The 19156-nt window shown below is 45.5% G+C and carries 20 protein-coding genes, 1 pseudogene and 1 riboswitch; of the genes and pseudogenes, 7 read left to right on the top strand and 14 right to left on the bottom strand.

The window, feature by feature from the left end; translation table 11 throughout:
- Positions 1–90: 90 nt before the first annotated feature.
- Entirely contained in the window at positions 91–1434 is a 1344-nt protein-coding gene (locus ACE1CM_RS45035) for a MurT ligase domain-containing protein (protein ID WP_374886059.1), read from the bottom strand.
- A gap of 35 nt (positions 1435–1469) precedes the next feature.
- Between ACE1CM_RS45035 and ACE1CM_RS45030 the strand changes: the two genes are divergently transcribed.
- Positions 1470–1676 (top strand): hypothetical protein, encoded by a 207-nt coding sequence (locus ACE1CM_RS45030; RefSeq protein WP_374886057.1) that lies wholly within the window; start codon positions 1470–1472, stop codon positions 1674–1676.
- Positions 1677–1765: 89 nt separating this feature from the next.
- Here the strand turns inward: ACE1CM_RS45030 and ACE1CM_RS45025 are convergent, their stop codons facing one another.
- The gene (locus ACE1CM_RS45025) at positions 1766–2302 is read right to left on the bottom strand and encodes a hypothetical protein (RefSeq protein WP_374886055.1); all 537 of its coding nucleotides are present in this window, start codon (positions 2300–2302) and stop codon (positions 1766–1768) included.
- Between the two features lie 378 nt (positions 2303–2680).
- Here ACE1CM_RS45025 and ACE1CM_RS45020 point away from each other — a divergent pair, with 378 nt between their 5' ends.
- Positions 2681–3208, top strand: a complete 528-nt coding sequence (locus ACE1CM_RS45020) for a L,D-transpeptidase (RefSeq protein ID WP_374886054.1) — start codon at positions 2681–2683, stop codon at positions 3206–3208.
- Between the two features lie 23 nt (positions 3209–3231).
- Here the strand turns inward: ACE1CM_RS45020 and ACE1CM_RS45015 are convergent, their stop codons facing one another.
- The 9 genes and pseudogenes from ACE1CM_RS45015 to ACE1CM_RS44975 form a co-directional block, all read right to left on the bottom strand.
- Entirely contained in the window at positions 3232–4296 is a 1065-nt protein-coding gene (locus ACE1CM_RS45015; protein WP_374886053.1) for an ABC transporter substrate-binding protein, read from the bottom strand.
- Between the two features lie 225 nt (positions 4297–4521).
- Positions 4522–5094: a class I SAM-dependent DNA methyltransferase gene (locus tag ACE1CM_RS45010; RefSeq protein WP_374886051.1), complete on the bottom strand. Its 573-nt coding sequence runs from the start codon at positions 5092–5094 to the stop codon at positions 4522–4524.
- A 191-nt stretch (positions 5095–5285) separates the two neighbouring features.
- Positions 5286–5621 carry an FAD-dependent oxidoreductase gene (locus tag ACE1CM_RS45005; RefSeq protein ID WP_374886049.1) on the bottom strand — a complete coding sequence of 112 codons (336 nt, stop codon included), beginning with the start codon at positions 5619–5621 and terminating at the stop codon, positions 5286–5288.
- On the bottom strand, positions 5593–6420 hold the full coding sequence (locus tag ACE1CM_RS45000) for an ABC transporter permease (protein ID WP_374886048.1): 828 nt from the start codon (positions 6418–6420) through the stop codon (positions 5593–5595). The genes ACE1CM_RS45005 and ACE1CM_RS45000 overlap by 29 nt, the downstream gene beginning before the upstream one ends.
- A gap of 6 nt (positions 6421–6426) precedes the next feature.
- Positions 6427–7224, bottom strand: a complete 798-nt coding sequence (locus ACE1CM_RS44995) for an ABC transporter ATP-binding protein (RefSeq protein WP_374886046.1) — start codon at positions 7222–7224, stop codon at positions 6427–6429.
- A 418-nt stretch (positions 7225–7642) separates the two neighbouring features.
- The gene (locus ACE1CM_RS44990; protein ID WP_374886044.1) at positions 7643–8089 is read right to left on the bottom strand and encodes an RNA-guided endonuclease InsQ/TnpB family protein; all 447 of its coding nucleotides are present in this window, start codon (positions 8087–8089) and stop codon (positions 7643–7645) included.
- Positions 8043–8765 (bottom strand): hypothetical protein, encoded by a 723-nt coding sequence (locus tag ACE1CM_RS44985; RefSeq protein WP_374886043.1) that lies wholly within the window; start codon positions 8763–8765, stop codon positions 8043–8045. The genes ACE1CM_RS44990 and ACE1CM_RS44985 overlap by 47 nt, the downstream gene beginning before the upstream one ends.
- 188 nt (positions 8766–8953) lie before the next feature.
- Positions 8954–9724: a RibD family protein gene (locus ACE1CM_RS44980; RefSeq protein ID WP_374886041.1), complete on the bottom strand. Its 771-nt coding sequence runs from the start codon at positions 9722–9724 to the stop codon at positions 8954–8956.
- A 15-nt stretch (positions 9725–9739) separates the two neighbouring features.
- Positions 9740–10639, bottom strand: a pseudogene (locus ACE1CM_RS44975) (GTP cyclohydrolase, FolE2/MptA family).
- A 1165-nt stretch (positions 10640–11804) separates the two neighbouring features.
- Between ACE1CM_RS44975 and ACE1CM_RS44970 the strand changes: the two are divergent.
- The 4 genes from ACE1CM_RS44970 (at position 11805) to cobW (ending at position 14416) form a co-directional block, all read left to right on the top strand.
- Complete coding sequence (locus tag ACE1CM_RS44970) at positions 11805–11966, top strand: hypothetical protein (protein ID WP_374886040.1); 162 nt, start codon at positions 11805–11807, stop codon at positions 11964–11966.
- A gap of 5 nt (positions 11967–11971) precedes the next feature.
- Positions 11972–12231: riboswitch (cobalamin riboswitch) on the top strand.
- Positions 12232–12247: 16 nt separating this feature from the next.
- On the top strand, positions 12248–12892 hold the full coding sequence (locus ACE1CM_RS44965; protein WP_374886039.1) for a HupE/UreJ family protein: 645 nt from the start codon (positions 12248–12250) through the stop codon (positions 12890–12892).
- 31 nt (positions 12893–12923) lie between these two features.
- Entirely contained in the window at positions 12924–13301 is a 378-nt protein-coding gene (locus tag ACE1CM_RS44960) for a DUF1636 domain-containing protein (protein WP_374886037.1), read from the top strand.
- 80 nt (positions 13302–13381) lie between these two features.
- Positions 13382–14416 (top strand): cobalamin biosynthesis protein CobW, encoded by a 1035-nt coding sequence (cobW, locus tag ACE1CM_RS44955; protein WP_374886035.1) that lies wholly within the window; start codon positions 13382–13384, stop codon positions 14414–14416.
- Positions 14417–14563: 147 nt separating this feature from the next.
- Here the strand turns inward: cobW and ACE1CM_RS44950 are convergent, their stop codons facing one another.
- Positions 14564–15046: a GxxExxY protein gene (locus ACE1CM_RS44950; RefSeq protein WP_374886034.1), complete on the bottom strand. Its 483-nt coding sequence runs from the start codon at positions 15044–15046 to the stop codon at positions 14564–14566.
- A gap of 331 nt (positions 15047–15377) precedes the next feature.
- Between ACE1CM_RS44950 and ACE1CM_RS44945 the strand changes: the two genes are divergently transcribed.
- Positions 15378–16754 carry an FGGY-family carbohydrate kinase gene (locus ACE1CM_RS44945; RefSeq protein WP_374886033.1) on the top strand — a complete coding sequence of 459 codons (1377 nt, stop codon included), beginning with the start codon at positions 15378–15380 and terminating at the stop codon, positions 16752–16754.
- Positions 16755–16771: 17 nt separating this feature from the next.
- On the opposite strand, the gene ACE1CM_RS44940 is transcribed toward ACE1CM_RS44945, so the two are convergent.
- A complete protein-coding gene (locus ACE1CM_RS44940) occupies positions 16772–16996 on the bottom strand; it encodes a DUF4327 family protein (protein ID WP_374886031.1) in 225 nt (74 codons plus the stop codon).
- 191 nt (positions 16997–17187) lie between these two features.
- Positions 17188–18771: an alkaline phosphatase D family protein gene (locus ACE1CM_RS44935; RefSeq protein ID WP_374886029.1), complete on the bottom strand. Its 1584-nt coding sequence runs from the start codon at positions 18769–18771 to the stop codon at positions 17188–17190.
- Between the last annotated feature and the right edge of the window lie 385 nt (positions 18772–19156).

Below are 19156 nucleotides of genomic sequence, written 5' to 3'. Positions count from 1 at the left end.
GGGCGGGTTTTACCAACCATCTATGCCAATAATCGACAATTATTATAAACCCGCCCCTCGCGAGTTGTTCGCCAATTACCAATTACCAATTCATAAAATCTTTCTACCTGTTAGCAATCCTCGCACTTCTAACATGGCTGAATAGGTGGGGAGAATGTGCAGGGTTTCGCCTGCGGGAGTGCATTCTAAGGCGGTTGTAATGGCTTCCTGCAAGTCTTCTTTGATAATTAGGTTAAATTTTTCATTTTCGTCGGTTTGGCTGTAGCGCAGGCGTAGAGCCATGTCGTAGACGCGATCGCCACTCACGATAATCGTTCCTCCCGACGCTACTAATTTTTCCGTATCTACGTCCCAAATCCACGATACATCTGTGCCATCGGGGGTGCGATCGTTGAGTACTACTAAACTTGTCGATGCTTTTCCGGCAAGTTTTATTTGATTCACGGCGCGGATGGTTTCGTTCATGCCTACGGGATTTTTTGATAATAAAATTCTGACGTGTTTTCCGGCGACTTCTAATTCTTCTGCGCGTCCAAATGCGGCTTGGAAGTTTTTAATTGTATCGAGGATTGTACTTTCATCAATCCCGATTTCTTGGGCGGCTAATACGGCTGCGAGGGTGTTGTATTTATTGTAAAGTCCGATGAGAATTTGAGGCCATTGGGTGCTATTAATCGATACTTTACTCTTGCTAAACCCGCAACTGGGACAGTGAAAATCGCCCAAATGGGAGAGATAAACGCCTTGATAATCTAACGAATGACCGCATCGGGGACAGTAAATTGAGTCAACGGCGTGGGGAATTTCGTCTAGATATTGGTCGGGTTCGCTTAAACCAAAGTATAAGATTCGTTGGGGTAAATGCTGACCCAGGTGGGAAAGCGTGGGGTCATCGGCGTTGATGATGATAGCGGTGTCTGGGGAAAGGGGTGCGATCGCGTCCATCCACCGTTGACTAATTGTATCGACTTCCCCGTAACGATCCAACTGGTCGCGAAACAAATTCAAACACAAAATATACTTTGGCTGGATTTGCGGCAGCACTTTCGGCAGGATATTTTCATCGATTTCCAGAATCGCGTAATCGGCGTTCAGTTTACCCGCCAAATTGGTATTTTCCAGCAACGCCGCAATTAACCCATTGACTAAATTCGCACCCGTGGCGTTGTGTACGACCCGCCAACCTTTGCGTTCCAGCATCGTGCGTAATAGCAGCGATGTAGTGGTTTTCCCATTCGTCCCGGCAATTAAAATTGTGCCGTACTTTACCTGACGCGCCAGCAGGGACAAAATTTTTGGTTGAATGCGACGCGCAATTGCTCCCGGTAAAACGCTCGCAGCACCCAGGCGCAGCAAGCGTACTAGGGATGTAATGGTACGTGCAGCTGTTACTGCAAGGCTTAATCGTAGTTTGTCTACCAGTTGAATCGCCACGCTGAAGTCCTTTGAGAATGGGCAAGAGGGCAAGGTTGCTTCACTTTGATACTATACAACTAAAAATTGGACTTCTGGCAAGAATAGCAGCAGATGGGCAGAATGCTCATCCCACAACTGATATTTTTCTAGTCAGGTCAGCAGATGGGCAGAATGCTCATCCCACAACTGATATTTTTCTAGTCAGGTCAGCAGATGGGCAGAATGCTCATCCCACAACTGATATTTTTCTAGTCAGGTAGGTGTCCCGCCTGCCCAAGAATATAAAATAATGCCGCCTACAGAAGTGGCGGCATTATCTCTGTTGCAGATATCTGTGAAAACAATAATCTTACCAGAGCGCTCTGATGGGACGGCGCGGTAGAGGTTCCACTTCTGTTGTCTGTTCCACCGGCTCAATTCTAACGGGTGCGGGTTGCACAGGTGCCCGTCTGACAGGTGCTGGTCTTTCTTGCGGGGGTGGTAACACGATGCGCCTGGGTGTGCGTTCGATCTGAGTTGTCGTTTCCTCAATCCGCGTCACTCTGGCGACTGTAACTGCTTCTACTGGGGGAGCGAGGGAAACTATTCTACGCCCGTCTACCATTCTGACGAGAATTTTCATACCGGGGACTAAACCGAGTCGTCCCTGTTCCAATCGAGTTAAGCCGATTTCTTTGGTGTCGCCGTTGGGTAGTTCCAGGGTTACGATGTTGCCAACGATACTTCTGATTGTTCCGGTGTAAGAGTTGGAGTTGGATGCTACAGCTACTCGATTGTCTTGGAGGCGATCGCTCATTTCAGTGGCGATCGCTGGACTTGATGCTATCGCTCCTAACGCCACCACGAGAGCCGTCCCCGTCAATATTTTCACATTTTGAAGACGCATTTTAACCTCACTTTGAGATCGTTTGCCGACTATACCTAGCTCTTGCTTCGCAAAGCTTTTTCTCTTGCCTTTGTTTCTCCCAAATTCTAACTCTCACCTTTTTGGCGCTAACTCCACCTATAGGCATGAGTTGTTTGGATTATCACAGGTTTGCAAGCTCTGCTGTATAGTCGCTGACAAAACAAGTCTGTTTTTCAGACTCAGCTACAATATAGCTGTTTCTACTGAGGAAAGTTTAGGTAAAAATACTACAATAGGAACGAGTTTCAATACGGAACCGATAAAAATTATCAATATGTCAATCTATCCGTAATGGTGCGAGGAAAATCGATAGCTGGAAACATGAAACTTCTTGGTTTGAGTGTAATAATTTTAACAATGTCAGTAGCGGGGCTGCCTGCTGTTGCTGCTGCTGTGACTGAAGCTATTGAACTAAAACCGCACATGGAAGCGCCTCCTGTTGGACAACCCCCAGTAGCGCCTAATACAGAGCAATCCGCTCCGGTCAATCCCGCTGTTGAGATTGGTTTAGTCATAAAATTGAGAGAGCGGCGGGTTTATGTATATCGAGGCGATCGCGTGGAAACCAGTTACCCGATTGCCATTGGCAAAGCAGGTTGGGAAACTCCCACCGGCACGTTTAAAATTTTGCACATGGAACGCGATCCCTATTGGGAGCATCCTTTGAATGGACAGGTTATCCCTCCAGGGCCGAATAATCCATTAGGCAGGAGATGGATTGCGTTTTGGACTGACGGCAAAAATTTTATTGGATTTCACGGTACCCCCAATGAGCGCCTGATCGGACAAGCAGTTTCCCACGGTTGCATCCGAATGCGAAATCGAGATGTCGAGGCGTTATACGAGCAAGTAACCGTAGGGACACCTGTGATCGTACAGCGATGAGTTATATCGCTTCCGTTTACATATTACTTCTGATAGTAGCCTACTCCTTTATTCACAAATTGCAAGGAGAAGGCATTTTTGTAGTTCACGTTAGGTTTGAAAACTCCTACACTAACCATGCTGTCAAAGAATGATTTCCATCGTTCCTCACTCATAGCTCCTATACCTTTTTTTTCCGCTTCAGGATAAAAGATGATTCCACTTTCTTTTAGCTGTTGAATACTGTAATCAAGTTCCTCATCCGTCATTTCCAGATTATATTTTTTAATCAGCTGATTCCCTGGTTGCGGATTTTCCAAGTAGCTATACCAACCTTTGATTGAAGCATCAACAAATCGCTGCACCAAATCAGGATTTTTTTCTACGAGTTCTTGTCGTGTCTCAATCGTACCTGCGTAGGTTTGATAGCCATAATCTGCTAATAAAAATACCAGGGGTTTAAACCCTCCCCGTTTTTCAATCACGAAAGGTTCAGATGTGATGTAACCTTGCTGTGCTGAATTTTTGTCAATTAAAAAGGGGCCAGGATTAGAGCTATAAGGACGTTTTTGCTCGTCAGTAAAACCGTATTTAGCTTTGAGCAGCGGCCAATAGGTAATATTAGCACTAGCAGAGACATAAATTGGTTTGCCTTTGAGGTCGGCAAGGGTTTTAGTCGCTGGGTTGGGATGGGCAATGATACATTGGGGGTCTTTCTGGTAGATTGCTGCGACTGTGATTTTCGGAATACCTTCTGCTACGGCGTTCACTGCGTCAATAGAATTACCCATGAAAAAATCTACCACACCCCCCATCAATAATTGACTCCCACTGGCAACTTGAGGGCTACCCATTTTGATAGTGACATCTAAACCATAGTCTTTATAAATACCTGTAGCAAGAGCCTGATAGAATCCGCCTTGTGATGGTTCTGCAATCCAATCTGTCCCTAATGTCACTTTATTCATCTGAGAACTGCTAGTTGATGGTTGCTTGTTGTTCCCACAAGCAGTCATGACGCTGCTACCAATCCAGATAGAACCGTATTGAATAAAACGGCGGCGACTCAGGCGATGAATTGCTGTTGATGAGGGTGATGGCGGATTCATAACAAAATCTAGTGCAATTTTTGGCTGGCTTATTGCGCTGACTAAATCGTCAAAAAACAACTATTTCTGACACTCAATCAAACTCATACTTGGATTCTCCAGTAAATCTTTCCATAACTCCTCGCCAAACTTTTGTATTCCTTCAGGGGAAACCATTGGTTTGTCCCAGTTAATTTCTTTAAATCCTACCTCCCGGAATGCCCATTCATAGTTTTCTTTACTGAGTTAATAGTCGTCTATGCTGATTTTCTCACCTTTAATATCGAAAACGTATACGGAAATAGGCGATCCTTCCTCAAGCGAGGAGTTAGTGCTTTTAGTACATCCATATTTTGTCACTCTTTCATAAGACTCTAGGGTCTGTTCCAGATTATTATTCAGGCATACGAAGCGACCGTTCGGTTTTAAATTCTCATATATTGTCTGGCACATTTCCCGCAGTTCTTCTTTCGTTTTGGCGTGATTTAGCGAAAAAGCTGCCCCCACTAAATCGAAACTACCTATTTTCCCCAACTCGCGCATATCTCCGACAATATATTCTATTCCCAGAGGTCTTCTTGCTTCTTCTTCTTTTGCCAATTCAATCATTTTTGAGGAAATATCTACGCCCACAACTCGCGCTGCACCTTCTTGTTTGAAAATTCTGCTGAATATGCCTTCTCCACAACCTACATCCAGGATTGATTTCCCTGTTATGTTGCCCAGTTTACTCAAGTATGTATATTTTTCTACATACACATATGCTACATTTTCTCGAATTTGCTTGTACTGTTCTGCTATTGGATCGTAGACTGCCATACTTGGTCTCAGTTACAGGTTCTTGTTGATTTTAAACACTATTATACTGCAAAAATCCCATGAATTTGGAGGATGATGCCATTGATATTTTTAATCATCAATTCATCAGGGAGCGCTTTGGGCGAGGGGTCACTTTGAAGATCGGGAATGCTGTCTGTTGTATTTTAGAATAATTTATTTCTGGGACTTCCCTAAACTCCACATAGTAAGTCCTCCTCCAAACTGCGTGCAGCAATTGCACCCTGAGCTACCGCAGTTGCGACGGAAGGAACTATGGTATTTGCCACATCTCCTGCAGCGTAAATGTGGGAAATTGATGTACGAAGATATTGATCTGTCGCGATATATCCTGCTTGAGTCAGTTTAATAGAACCAACTCCTCCCTCTTCAAAGAGTCGAATGATATCCTCTACATTCGGTGTATAGCCCATCCTAAAACATAGATGTTTGTTTGCGTAAGTCCTGTCGCATAAATTTGGAGGCTGATATGATGGAATATCAATCCTCAGGGCGAGCGCTACTTTCATGCCAGTGACGCAGGAGGAAATTAGACAGCAACATCAACACGGAAAAGATAATCACTCCCACAAAGGTTGTCATCAGCAAGGCAGCAAACATGCGAGGAATTTGCAGCTTGTAACCAGACATCAATATCTGATAAGCAAGTCCCGATCTGGCGCCACCCGTTCCCGCGACAAATTCTGCCACCACGGCGCCAATCAGGGCTAATCCGCCGGTAATTCTCACCCCTCCCAAAAAGTAAGGCATGGCAGAGGGTAGGCGTAAATACCATAAAGTTTGCCAGCGAGAGGCGTGATAAAGTCGAAACAGATCGCTCAAATTGCGATCGACACTATTTAATCCGAGGGTGGTATTAGAAATAATCGGAAACAGCGCCACAATCCAAGCACACAGCACCAGCGCTCCAAAGGTGTTATCTCTCAACCATATGATAATTAATGGCGCGATCGCCACAATCGGTGTAGTTTGTAAAATCACCGCATAGGGGAACAGACTTTTCTCAATCCATTTACTCTGAGCCATCAAAACCGCAATCAATACGCCTGAAACAACGGCGAGAATAAATGCCACAACTGTAATTTTTAGCGTAATCAACAGCGCCGGAAATAACTCGCCCCAATCGCGGATTAACGTTTGGAAAACTAGCAGCGGTCCAGGCAGCAGGTAAGGGGGTAAGTTTGTAACCCGAACGAATATATCCCAACTAACGAGTACCAAAATACCCACAACAACGGGTGCAATAATCTCAAAGACTCTCTCATCTTTGATTAACTCGATCCATTTTTCTCTGGCAGTTTTAGGCATGATTATTTAGAACCGATTACTCATTTCCACGCTGTATTCGGTGCCTTCTACTCCTGCTGTCAGGGAGCGAACGATAGTTTGACAGTAATTGGCATACAAGGACGACAGCCGAAATTCCTCGGTTCTGGGATAACCAGCAGCGATGGCGACATCTGCGATCGCGCGTCCTGGACGACTTGCCATCACAATCACCCGCTCAGACAAATAGACAGCCTCATAAATATTGTGCGTCACGAAAATGACCGTCCACCGTTTTTCCTGCCACAGGTCTAGCAAATCGCGGTTGAGCTTGCTGCGGGTCATTTCGTCCAGCGCCCCAAATGGTTCATCCATCAGCAACACATCTGGTTTCGTCACCAATGACCGGGCGATGGACACCCGCATTTTCATCCCTCCTGATAGCTGTCGCGGATAGGCGCGCTCAAATCCTTTCAGTCCAACCAAGGCAATTGCCTCTTCAACTGCAATCTCAGCCTCCTGCTGAGATATTTTCATTAACTTTAATGGCAACCGAATATTCTCTGTCACGGTTGCCCAAGGCATGAGTGCTGCCTCTTGAAAAACGAACGCCCGATTGGGCAAGCCTGACTGACTGGGATTTTTTGCCCAGTGTATTTTACCATAACTTGGAGTGCTGAGTCCGGCAATCATCCGCAGCACTGTACTTTTGCCACACCCTGATGGCCCCACAATGCTGACAAACTGAGACTGGTTAATCGCAAGGCTCATATTTTCCAAAGCCACAAGACCATTGGGGTAAACCTTGCCGATGTTGTTCAGTGCAATCGCCAAAGAGGTAGCCATAATTGAATCGAGTTGTCCTCAGCGCTATTGACGTAATTTAATTATTGATAGATTTGGGTACCGATACAGAACTTACGCCAGGGCGTTGCCAGAAACCCGGTTTCGACCTCGATTTCTGGTTCCCTTTCCCAAGGATTTTGCGGAGCGCCCTTTGTTTCTTTGCGTAAGTCCTGGGATACTTTGTTCCCTAACAAATACATAAGTTAAACCACCAAATGTTGGTTTAACCAAAGCCGATCGAGCAATGCACGTAGGAAAATCCCACGCGCACCATTTAGCTCCCGGTTCATAAATTGCCCCTCGCTGGATTTGATAACTTTTGCCCCGCCTAAGTTTTGGCCGATTTCGCCGTGCCAGCTTTCAGTTTTGGCTCTGTAAGTCGTCAACTACCCCACCGTGAAGACGGTGGCGCTTGTCCCTAGCCGAGAGCTTCGGCTGAAACAATAGGCGGATTGACTGCCGCCCTGAGTTTAAGAAAGTCTCCACGAATATTGATCGCAGCATTATAATCCGCATGGCACTCATACCCGCACTTCTTACACCGAAATTCAGCCTGAGACGGGCGATTTCCTCGCTCGATATGTCCACATTGGCTGCATTTCTGCGAGGTATAGCGCGGGTCAACAAATCCCACATTTACACCTCTGGCTTCAGCTTTGTAGGTAACAAATGCTTGGAACTGAGCAAAGCTCCATCCATGCAATCGTCGTCTTTGAGCCTTCCTCGTCTTGGCTCGACCGCGAATGTTCGTGAGATCTTCAAAAACCAATGTTGCACCGGACTGAACAGACCGAACCAATCGCTTACTCAGCACATGGTCACAGTCTTTTCTGAAACGTTTCTGGCGACCAGACAGCTTTTTCAAGTGTCGTTTGGCGCTTTTCGTGCCAATAGAATTGCAGTCTTCGACGCAACTCAAATGTTCGATCTTCTATCTCCTTCCAATGGTCAGAACCATATTTACTTCCCTTGCTATCAACAGCCGGGGAAGCGATACCCAAATCCACGCCGACAACCTCATCCGTTGCCATTGTTTCAGGAGTTTCAATCTCCATCACGATGTGCAGCCACCATCGTCCTCTTCGGTCTTTGAGCAAGTCTGCACTGGTGTTCTTCCAGTTCAGATATTGCCGATAGTATTGAGCGATTTCAAAAGGCAGTTTCACCCGTCGATTGATGCTGAGAATCGATACCTCGCATCGGTCAAACCAAACCGTGTAAGACCGGGCATCGTACCGAATTGGACAACATTTCGAGGTTGGGCAACTGACTGTTTTGCCCTTCTTCTTCAGGCTTCTCGCCGATTTCAAAGCTTCCGTTGCTTTGACACGAGCAGCACAGACTAACTGAGACGCCAAGCCAGTCACAGCGCGATGGTCGTAGTAAGTTGCTTTGTGCAGTTCTACGCCATTTGCCAAGTCGTGTTCCCATCCATGCTTGCATACGGCATTAAACGACCAAGTGTATTGCTCAATCGTTTGAGACAGAGCCTTAGCCGTTTCGATGTCGGGTTGAAGCTGGATGCGAATCGTTCTTTGCATACGGATATACTACCATCATATAGAACCGGAGTTATCTGTAAATTGCCAAGATTGTGTGTTGATTTCGGCGGCATCGAGCCGCCGAAATCAACGCTCCTATCCCTCCCCGCCGTGTAGACGGACGGGGTATCTCGGAGGTTTAGATGAAAGTTCTGATTCCCGGATCTAGTGCCACGACGCGACCTTGGTTATCGGTCTTGCGTTGTGGCACATCTTGCGGCACTGTCAAAATTTCCTCGCTGTATGCGATAGTGCAGAAAAACCTCCTGTTCAATTTTTTCCACACTTAATAACTCTAGACGCGGCAGCGTTTGAGATAGAAATCCTTCCCCATCAACTGGAGTAGGTGCTGTTGCACCTCCAAAAATAAACGGACAAACAGTTAACCAAAACTCATCAATTAGGTCTGCTGCCAATAATGATGCAACCAGCGTGCCCCCGCCCATTACGTTGAGGTACTTTATATTCAGGCTGGCTAATTGCTGAAACGCTCGTACCCAATCAATCTTTCCGGTTTCTGTTTCTGCTAACAAGATGCGATCGAATTCTGAACGCCCTTGCCAGTTTTTAGCACCGACGCTAGTTGCGATCAGCCATCGCTCTACAGGCTGCTGAAAGAATTTTAATTGGGGATTAATAGCACCGCTACCAGAGCCAATAATTTGTATCGGTTGCGGTGCCATTCCCTGATTTTGCCGTTGTTCGAGCAGGATCGGATCGAATACTCTTTCTGCCGTTCCATCTGCGCGAAGGGTTCCCCCACCAAACAAAAGAGCATCTGCTTTAGCAACCTGCATCTCCAGATGTCTTTTATCCGCAGCCGATCCGAAACCAGCAGCAGACCGGACTACATCGGAAATTTTTCCATCCGCACTCATGGCTAAGACCACCGTTGTATATGGGCGGTCAGGCTTTAAAGGTATACCTTTATTCGTGCTATCCTGTAATTCCAACGGCATTACTTTGTCGGTGTGCTATTCCTGAACCAAATTTTCCACAGACTCTACTAGCTCAGCCTGGATATCAAAGTCGTGGATAGACTCCATACTCTCGGAAAAAACTCGAATAGAGCTTTGCTGAAAGTCATCTTTGATCGCCTCGCCTACTTTAACGGCAACTTCCCTGACAACATCTTCAATGAATTGAGGTTTTTTGTGCGATCGATAAACCATCAGCAACTCGTATTCTCTCGGCAGCGTGTTTTGTACTCTGACGAGCGCCTGATCGATTGCTTCCAATAAACGCTTAATGGGAATGGTCTTACCAACAGGCAAATTCAGCACCTCAATCGTGGTTCTACACCGTTGAGAATGAGTGATGAATGGTTAAAATACGCTGTCTTGAACGAAGTTCCCTGCTACTTTTAAGGTATGCTTAAAGGTGCTTTGCACGCAAGGGCACGCAGTAATATTTGCAACAGTTATTCCGGCGCTTTGGCTGTAACTACTTCCTTGTTTCGTGTGAATGGTTGTTGATAACCCTAAATGTTCCAGGGAAACTTTGTCCTTTTCTTCTTTCCATCCTTTGACATTTTCTAGATAAGGAAACTTAGTTTCAACCTTAACTTGAGAGCTGCCTTGATACTCATATTTAGTTAGCATATCAGCCACATTCAGCCCATATTGTTGCAAGCTTTCATAGGTATTTTGTGTTGATTTCGCTATGATATCGCCAATTCTGGACATGTGAATTCCGCGCTTGAAGTAGGGAACTTCTGTGCTGGCTTCTAACGAACAGAAAACCTGAAAAACTTGCTCGGAACCAAACGGATCTAAAAGTTTCACGGGTATATTTTCTCGGCGAACCCCAGCATAATTGATGTTGAACCCATATTTTGGTTCCTGCTCTGGTATATCATCGCCGCAGCGATCCATATCTTCGATTACCTCAGCTGCTGACACACCAAACACCTCCGAAAAATCCGGTAGGTTTCTTTCGTATCGCGGTAATTCAAACTGTTGCATGGCTTGTCTTCTATTGTGTAAGCACCTTTTGCCATTCGCCAAGGATCGCACATTTCTATCTACTGGCTTGGCTCAGCGAGCGCTACAGTAGGATTCAGGTGCTATCGCCAGAGCGAGATCACAAATTTTAAAATATTAAATATTACAACAAACACAAAACATTTGTCAAGCGCTTTTCATCCAAAAAATCTATACTACTAAAAAGTGGGAATAATAGGAAAAATAAGTCGCTATGGTTAATTCTTTTAAACCTTTGCCGATTTCCCTTAAATTGAGATTGCAGGGATGATTTTTTTGTTGTATAACTTATTGATACTTTTGAGCGGGCGTCCGTTAATCAGTAGCGGGACAAATCCTTTCTGAGTTGAAGTCAATCGCTGCTATCCCTGCCCCTGACGAATGGGGGGACTCTGGTTGCTGATAAATCACCTCGATTGCATAACAATCCCATTGCGGCACTACCCTCACCTGTCTCACCAGGGAACCACTGACACATTTTTTGATTGAGGGCCGTTTTAGATCGAGCATGACTGGTATAAACTAATAGGTTACCTCCTTTATTTTTGTGCTTGTACTTTGGTAAAGATGGCCTGCCCGTAAATGATTGGGGATGTTTTTTATATTCATTTATTGCCGCAAAAAAAGATTTCCAGCCGGTTTAGTACCATTAAAATCTGCTGGCTTACTTTGGCTGGTAATGCTTTGTAAGTGGCATGGTATTTGAGTAGGTTATAGATTGAAGGGTAGTTCAAATACCCCCAGCCATAAATAAAGTTTTGCCGGATAATGTAGTTAGCTGCATTATACAGGTTCTTGGAGGCAAAGCACAATGCATTTAGCCGTTCAAAAAACTTACGCTCGCGTTCGATGATGTGCCTTTGCCAAGCAACAATTGCAGCAATTAGTTTGTTTAGATGGTTTGACTCAAGTCGCCAATCGCCGCCGTTTTGACGAATATCTTGACAAAGAGTGTAGTTTATGATGAGAAAACAACAGCCGCTGTAGTTGATTGTCTGGGATGTGAATTGGGCAAAAGCAGAAGGACGCGATCGCTACATAGTTCAGCAATTAACCGATGACTGTTTGTCAAGCGACAAGGTTTGCGGTAGAATACCAGGGCTTACGCCAAGAAACCCGGTTTCTGCGAAAAATCGTTGGTTTGGCAACCAGAGATATGCCGACCGCACGCTGGGCGAACGACAATCAAAACCGGCTTTCTGGCAACGCCGTGGCGTAAGTCCTGAATACGCAAGCCTTGTCGGTTCTGGCGAGGATCAGCCGCCAGAGGTAACGGGGAAAGTCTGGTGCAAGTCCGACACTGTCCCGCAACTGTAAATCGATTTTGGATTGGGTAATGGGTAATCGGTAATGGGTAATCGCGTTCCCAGACTCTGTCGTGGTCACGAGGAAAAAACAATTACCAATTAGCAATTAGCAATTAGCAATTACCAATTACCAAAATCGAGTAAGTCAGGATGCCCGCCGACGTTGGATAAATAAATCTGCGAGGTACAGATCGTGTCAAAAATAGAAGTTTCGCGTCAGCAGTCCCAGGTAGGATTTTTGGTATGTATAGGACTTTTGAGTGCAGCTGGGCCTGCGATCGCTCACCACGCCCTTGATGGTAAAATACCCAGCAATTTCTTTGAAGGTTTTGTTTCCGGATTAGCCCACCCAATTATCGGTTTAGACCATTTTGCTTTTATTGTTGCCATTGGATTGCTGGCAGTTGGATTGTCGCGAGGCGCTTTAATTCCAGCAGGATTTATCTTGACAGCACTGGTAGGCACGGGAATTCACTTGCTGAAATTAGACTTACCAGGAGCTGAGATGATTATTGCGGGTTCTGCGATCGCTTTTGGCGTCATGCTATTCACCCAACAGCGTCCCAACTTCATGGCGCTGACAGCACTAGCCTCCGGCGCGGGGTTGTTTCACGGTTACGCTTACGGCGAATCCATCGTCGGCGCACAAATGACACCGCTACTTGCTTATTTGTTGGGTTTTAGCTTGATTCAGTACGCCATTTCTCTGCTTGCTCTTTTAATTGGCAACTGGACGATGAAGAAATTCACCCGCCCAACTTTCTCGCCCCTGCAATTCGCTGGCTTTGTCATCTGCTCAATCGGTACTGTTTTTCTCACTTCTTCGCTTTTGGGTTAATTGCATATTCCCCAGGACTATCAAATCAACAATGAAGACGCAACACATTCTATTTGTGTGTAAAACCTGTGCCACCGTTTGGCAAGATGGCAAACCACAAGGTAAAAGTGGCGGTGAGGAACTAATCGAAAATCTCAGCCAACTCCACCAAAATTGGGAATTACGAGATCGATTTCCCATTCAAGAAGTTGAGTGCATGAGCGCTTGCAGTCATGCTTGTGCTGTTTCATTCGCCGCCCCAGATAAATATACTTATCTGTTTGGGGATTTATCCCCCCAAAATAGCGCAGCCGCAATTCTAGAATGTGCCGCTCAATATTATGCAAAACCCAATGGTCTTTTGCCCTGGGCAGAACGACCAGAACCCCTAAAAAAAGGCGTAATCGCCCGCATCCCACCCCTCAATTAATTTAAGATGGCAGATTTGAGATTGAAGATTGAATTAAATCTTAAATCTGCCATCTAAAATCAGCAATTTTAGGAGCTTTTATGGCTGCAAAAATACCCGTTACTGTGATTACTGGCTTTCTCGGCAGCGGCAAAACAACTCTGATTCGCCAGCTATTGAAAAACAATCAAGGGCGTCGCATCGCCGTTCTAGTTAACGAATTTGGCGAATTGGGAATCGATGGCGAATTGCTGCGGTATTGCCAAGTTTGCGATGACGCTGAAGTGCCAAATACGAAGATTGTTGAACTCACGAATGGTTGTCTTTGTTGCACCGTTCAGGAAGAATTTCTCCCCACGATGCAACAGCTACTAGAAAGGCGAGAAAATTTAGATTGCATACTAATCGAAACATCCGGATTAGCATTGCCAAAACCTTTAATTCAAGCCTTTCGTTGGCCTGAAATTCGCACGGGTGCTACAGTAGATGGCGTAGTTACCGTAGTAGACTGCGAAGCCGTAGTATCTGGAACCCTGGCGGCGAATTTGGATGCTTTGGAAGCGCAAAGAAAAGCTGACCCCAATTTAGACCACGAAACGCCAATTGAGGAACTATTTGAAGACCAATTAGCTTGTGCTGATTTGGTGCTGTTGAGTAAAGTTGACCGAGTAGACGCTCAAACTCAAACTCAGGTGCAGAATTGGTTAAAACAGCAACTACCACCAGGAGTCAAAATTGTCCCTTGCGAAAGCGGTGAAATTAGCGCCGATGTTCTGTTAGGATTTAATGCAGCGGTTGAGGATAATTTAGACTCTCGTCCCAGTCACCACGATGAGGAAGAAGACCACGAACACGATGAGGATATTAATTCAGTTCACTTTATTTTAAACCGAGAGTTTGAGCCACAAGCGTTAGTCGATTCGCTGAAACAATTGGTGCAACAGCACGAAATTTACCGGGTTAAAGGGTTTGTTGCTGTTCCCCATAAACCAATGCGGTTAGTCTTGCAAGGAGTCGGTTCGCGCTTTGAGCATTTTTACGATCGTCTTTGGTTAGGAAACGAACCACGCGAAACTCGTTTGGTGCTGATAGGTCGCGCTTTGGATAAAAGTAAAATTGAATCGTCGTTGTGTTAATTTTTAGGTTTGTAGTAGCGCTTGATCGCTAAAAGTGGCACAACACTGATTTTGAACACGGATGCACGGATTAAATGGGGATTGTCATTTATAAGAATAAGACTAATGCTTGTATCCGTTTCCGATTCCTTGTCAGGTTGTGTCTTGCTAAAATGGCAGGTCTTCTGTTTGATTCCGCTTTTGCTCTTTCAGCCAATCAGGGACATAGATCCACTGATGGTTGTGGCGAAATTCTGTAGCAGGGGGTGAGGGAAATATGCGCCGAGTCCGAAGACTTCGTTCGCCAAAGTTCATTAATAGGCCAATTGGCAAACCTGTATGATTCAAGTATGTGATGACTTGTCCTAAATATTTTTGATGGACTGTGGCGAAGGCTTTAATTTCTAAAATGACTTTGTTTTCTATGATAAAGTCTGGTATGTAATAACCAAGTAAATTACCATTGTTATAAACGGGCAGTTTTTCTTGTGGGTCGAAGCTGATACCATTCTCGGTTAATGCCAGTTCGAGCGCTCGCTGGTATACTGCCTCTTTATAACCAGGCCCAAGTTGGCTGTGAACAGCCATCCCCACACCGATAATTCTATAGGTCAAATCTTCATGGGGGCCTTTAACTTTCTTGCCACTCATCTGTTCCCTCTGCTTGCTTTTTAGATAATCCTTTCCGGGATTGTGGCACAAGACCTATACAGCTGACATTGATATGAATACGGATACAAGGATGACGTGACTCAAAATCAATCGGTGCAGTACCACACGGATTCGGACACGGATACGCGGATCCAATATCCGTGAAAATCCCTGCATCCGTGTTCCAAATCCGTGTCGTTCGGTTTTTTGCTGGTGGTGAGGGATTGGTGTGGCTCTTTCTATACCTCAAGAATCTGATAATAGTGTAAGCATTAACCGAGTGGCGCTTCCCACTCTCTGCGACAACATCAATCCCGATCTATAATTACCCATGAACTTCTACCTTGGCATCGACTTCGGCACTTCTGGCGCAAGGGCAATAGTAATCGACTCTGAAGGTATTATCCAAGCAGAAGCGCAATATCCGTTTGCACAACCCAACCAGACCATTATCTGGCAGAATGCTTTATTTAACCTGCTAGGGCAAATTCCCCAGGAAATCCGAGGGGAAATCAAAGCGATCGCTCTCAATGGCACTTCTTCTACCGTCCTGTTGTGCGACAACTTTGGTAACCCCATTTCTGAACCTTTAATGTACAACGATGGACGGGGAATAGAAGTCATCGAAAAAGTCCGCGCGATCGCTCCTCCCAACCATACCGTAATCAGCGCCACTTCTAGCCTTGCAAAACTTTTCTGGCTAATCCAAAATGCCGATAATCTGCAAAATTGTTATTTCTTACATCAAGCAGACTGGTTAGCTTTTTTATTGCACGGAGGTTTGGGAGTTAGCGATTATCACAATGCATTAAAACTCGGTTACGATGTCGCAAATTTGTGCTATCCAGATTGGTTAGAAAATTTACCAGAACGTCATTTATTACCCCAAGTCCTCGCACCTGGGGTGCCAGTCGGTGAAGTGACGGCAGAAATTGCCACTCGCTTTAATTTGCGGCGAGATTGCATAGTTTGTAGCGGCACAACTGATAGTATTGCCGCATTTCTCGCCAGCGGTGCGAATTCTCCCGGTGAAGCAGTAACTTCTCTAGGTTCGACTTTAGTCCTAAAACTATTAAGTCGCACTCGCGTCGATGATTCCCGCTACGGAATTTATAGCCATCGCTTACCCTCGCTTGCGATCCCCCTCCCGTCCCCCTTGCAAAGGGGGAAGCTAGAGGATGCTTTGCCTTTAGTCTCAGGCGGGCACTTACCCCCCCTTGGCAAGGGGGGGCAGGGGGGGATCGATTTATGGTTAGTTGGCGGTGCTTCTAATACAGGTGGTGCAGTATTAAAGCAGTTTTTCACCAACGCTGAATTAGAAAATCTCAGCAGTCAAATTGATGCTGAGAAAGAATGTTTATTAGATTATTATCCATTGGTGAAGGCGGGCGATCGCTTCCCCATCAACGACCCCAATCTACCACCCCGACTCGAACCCCGTCCCGAAAACCCTGTAGAATTTCTCCACGGTTTACTCGAAAGTATCGCCCGCATTGAAGCCAGAGGTTACCAATTATTAACACAATTCGGTGCAACGCCGTTAACTCGCGTTTACACCGCTGGAGGTGGGGCGAAAAATCCTACTTGGCAAAAGATTCGCCAACGTCATTTGCAAGTATCTATCTTAAGACCGATTCATACAGAAGCCGCTTATGGTACAGCTTTATTAGCAATGCAAGCTATTAAACCATCGAACTGGCAGAATTAATCGCAGCGTTCGCTATTCTAATCCTCGCTCCAGGTTTCGCAACCAATTAAATCGCAAATGCGATCTCTTAGTAAATAGCCGCACTCTTCTAACTCGCATTCCACACAACGCCATTCCCCCGGTCTAATATACTCGCAAAGCGCATATATCGGTTGTCGGCGACTAATTGTACCTTTCTTAACCAGTTCGCGGGCTTCATCCCTAATCACATCGATTGAATAGCGGATAGTAGATGTCATCATCGCCTCTCCCCCTAATAAACGCTTGGGCTGCTTTTATATCATCGCTCTTTTCACACCACTTAGCTCATTAATGTCAAAAAACGATGAAAAAACCAACAAAACGAAATCTTTTAGCGATATTTTAAGCTTGGTCAATTGCTCCCTTGCTATTATACCTTAAACTCATAATTTTTGCAAGCATTGACCCGGATTTATACCTCTGGTTGCAACTCGACGCTGTATACAATTTTACCTTTTAGATCGCTCAACGCAACGGTGATTAATTTAGTTGCAGCATCTATTTTTACTGTTCCAAAGAACTGCATTTCTGCCGTAGGCGGAAGGTTTTGTTTCATGCCCACAGGTGCGCTTTGAAACTTGACTTGCGGACCAAAAGTATTATCAATTGCTTGCGGTCCAAAACTGCCACCGTGCAGCGGTCCTGCAGCGAATTCCCAGAAGGGTTTAAAGTCAGTAAATTGAGCTTTGGCGGGGTCGTAATAAGTCGCGACGGCGTAATGCAAATCCGAGGTCAGCCAAACAACATTTTTGATGTTATTTTGTTGGATAAACCGCAACAAATCTGCCAGTTCTAATTCCCGTCCCAAAGCGGGACCATCTCCGTTGGCAAAGTTTTCAAATGCCCTGCCATCGCGGACAATAATCCCAATTGGCATATCGCTAGCGATTACTTTCCAAGTTGCTTTTGAGGCGAGTAATTGGCTTTTTAACCACCGCACTTGTTCGTTACCTAAAAATTCTGTTTCTGCACTTTGCGAGGTCTGACGATTAGCAGAATTTGCCCCACGATAGCTGCGTTCGTCGAGCATAAAAATCTCTAAATTTGAGCCATATTTAAAAGCGCGATAAATGCGATCCGGATCCTTGGCGTCCCAGCGAAATGGCATATACTCAAGTAGCGCTCTTTTGCCACGCGCTGCCAGTAAATCGCAGCTTTTCACGGTATAGCGGTTATCATCGAGTATTTCTCCTGGATACCAGTTATTAGTAGTTTCGTGGTCGTCCCATTGGACTAACAACGGCACTTCTGCGTTGAAGCGGCGGACGTTTTCATCGAGTAAGTGATAGATATAATTGCCGCGAAACTCGGCTAAAGTTTCGGCAACTTTGGACTTTTCTGGGGTAGTAATATTTTTCCAAATCCTGCCGTCTTCTAGTCTAACTTCCGATAGAATCGGGTTGTCTGGATAGGCATTATCGCCGCAGTGGATGAAGAAATCTGGTTCTAGTTTTCGGATGGTTTCATAGATTTTCATCCCACCCCAATCTGGATTAATACCCCACCCTTGACCGCCGCTACAACCCGACCAAGCAAAGAAAATATCTTTACTTGAGTTAGGAGGGGTGCGGAAACGACCTGTAACGGGAATGCTGGAGATATTTCTATCGGCTAAATCTTGGAAAGTAACGCGATAAAATAATTGCTGACCTGTGGGTAAATCTGATAGGTAAACTCGCGCTGTAAAGTCGGTGGGTTCTAAAGCTGCTGACCCTACAATTCCTTGGACGTTGCGGAAAGTTTCGCTGGTGGAATATTCTACAATTATGCGCGCGGGTCGGTCAGTTTTGCTCCAAATTACGGCGCTATTTCCGGTAATATCGCCGCTGGCGACGCCGTAGGGAATTTGCGGACGCATTCTATCTGATGTTACGATGCCGGGAGCCTGGGCGAATGATTTTGAGAATAAATTGCTGGCAATAATTCCGCCACCTGTTAAAGCGGAACCTAGCAGGAATTTGCGACGACTGATTTGGTTTGAAGGTTTTCTTTCCAAGATCGCTTTCTCCCAGACTATAGTTTTATTTTAGGTGAGCGATCGCTTACTCAGGTAGGAACCAATGGATATAACCGCATTTTTCGCAGACTAGACACAAAGCATAGCGGTTCTTCCAGCTTGGATAATCAAGGGTAGGGACTCCCTCTGTTAACTGTACTTCTCGACGCCAGAAGAATTCATGGGCGCACACCAAGCATTTCAGTTCAACTTCGCCTACCTTGTAAGCTTCGGGTTGTTGCACTTGAAGAGGACACACCGGACAAGGAGACGCTCCTGACGCGGGGAAACCCCACGGATAAATCCGGGGGATTCAAGCAAGGAAGAATTTCTTTTCTCTCCACGGATAAATCCGGGGGCAAGTGACCAGGTGCAGAGATCTTGA

It is taken from the genome of Microseira sp. BLCC-F43 (assembly GCF_041929235.1).
Lineage (GTDB): Bacteria > Cyanobacteriota > Cyanobacteriia > Cyanobacteriales > Aerosakkonemataceae > Microseira.
This window is presented reverse-complemented; position numbering and strand designations above follow the sequence as displayed.

Coding starts and splice junctions, on each gene's coding strand:
- ACE1CM_RS44960 (WP_374886037.1), top strand. CDS start 12,924: ATGAAGACGCAACACATTCTATTTGTGTGTAAAACCTGTGCCACCGTT.
- ACE1CM_RS44945 (WP_374886033.1), top strand. CDS start 15,378: ATGAACTTCTACCTTGGCATCGACTTCGGCACTTCTGGCGCAAGGGCA.
- ACE1CM_RS44970 (WP_374886040.1), top strand. CDS start 11,805: ATGACTGTTTGTCAAGCGACAAGGTTTGCGGTAGAATACCAGGGCTTA.
- ACE1CM_RS45015 (WP_374886053.1), bottom strand. CDS start 4,296: ATGAATCCGCCATCACCCTCATCAACAGCAATTCATCGCCTGAGTCGC.
- ACE1CM_RS45010 (WP_374886051.1), bottom strand. CDS start 5,094: ATGGCAGTCTACGATCCAATAGCAGAACAGTACAAGCAAATTCGAGAA.
- ACE1CM_RS45000 (WP_374886048.1), bottom strand. CDS start 6,420: ATGCCTAAAACTGCCAGAGAAAAATGGATCGAGTTAATCAAAGATGAG.
- ACE1CM_RS44950 (WP_374886034.1), bottom strand. CDS start 15,046: ATGAGTGGCAAGAAAGTTAAAGGCCCCCATGAAGATTTGACCTATAGA.
- ACE1CM_RS45020 (WP_374886054.1), top strand. CDS start 2,681: ATGTCAGTAGCGGGGCTGCCTGCTGTTGCTGCTGCTGTGACTGAAGCT.
- ACE1CM_RS44940 (WP_374886031.1), bottom strand. CDS start 16,996: ATGATGACATCTACTATCCGCTATTCAATCGATGTGATTAGGGATGAA.
- ACE1CM_RS44985 (WP_374886043.1), bottom strand. CDS start 8,765: ATGCAAAGAACGATTCGCATCCAGCTTCAACCCGACATCGAAACGGCT.
- ACE1CM_RS45025 (WP_374886055.1), bottom strand. CDS start 2,302: ATGCGTCTTCAAAATGTGAAAATATTGACGGGGACGGCTCTCGTGGTG.
- ACE1CM_RS44980 (WP_374886041.1), bottom strand. CDS start 9,724: ATGCCGTTGGAATTACAGGATAGCACGAATAAAGGTATACCTTTAAAG.
- ACE1CM_RS44995 (WP_374886046.1), bottom strand. CDS start 7,224: ATGGCTACCTCTTTGGCGATTGCACTGAACAACATCGGCAAGGTTTAC.
- ACE1CM_RS45005 (WP_374886049.1), bottom strand. CDS start 5,621: ATGAAAGTAGCGCTCGCCCTGAGGATTGATATTCCATCATATCAGCCT.
- cobW (WP_374886035.1), top strand. CDS start 13,382: ATGGCTGCAAAAATACCCGTTACTGTGATTACTGGCTTTCTCGGCAGC.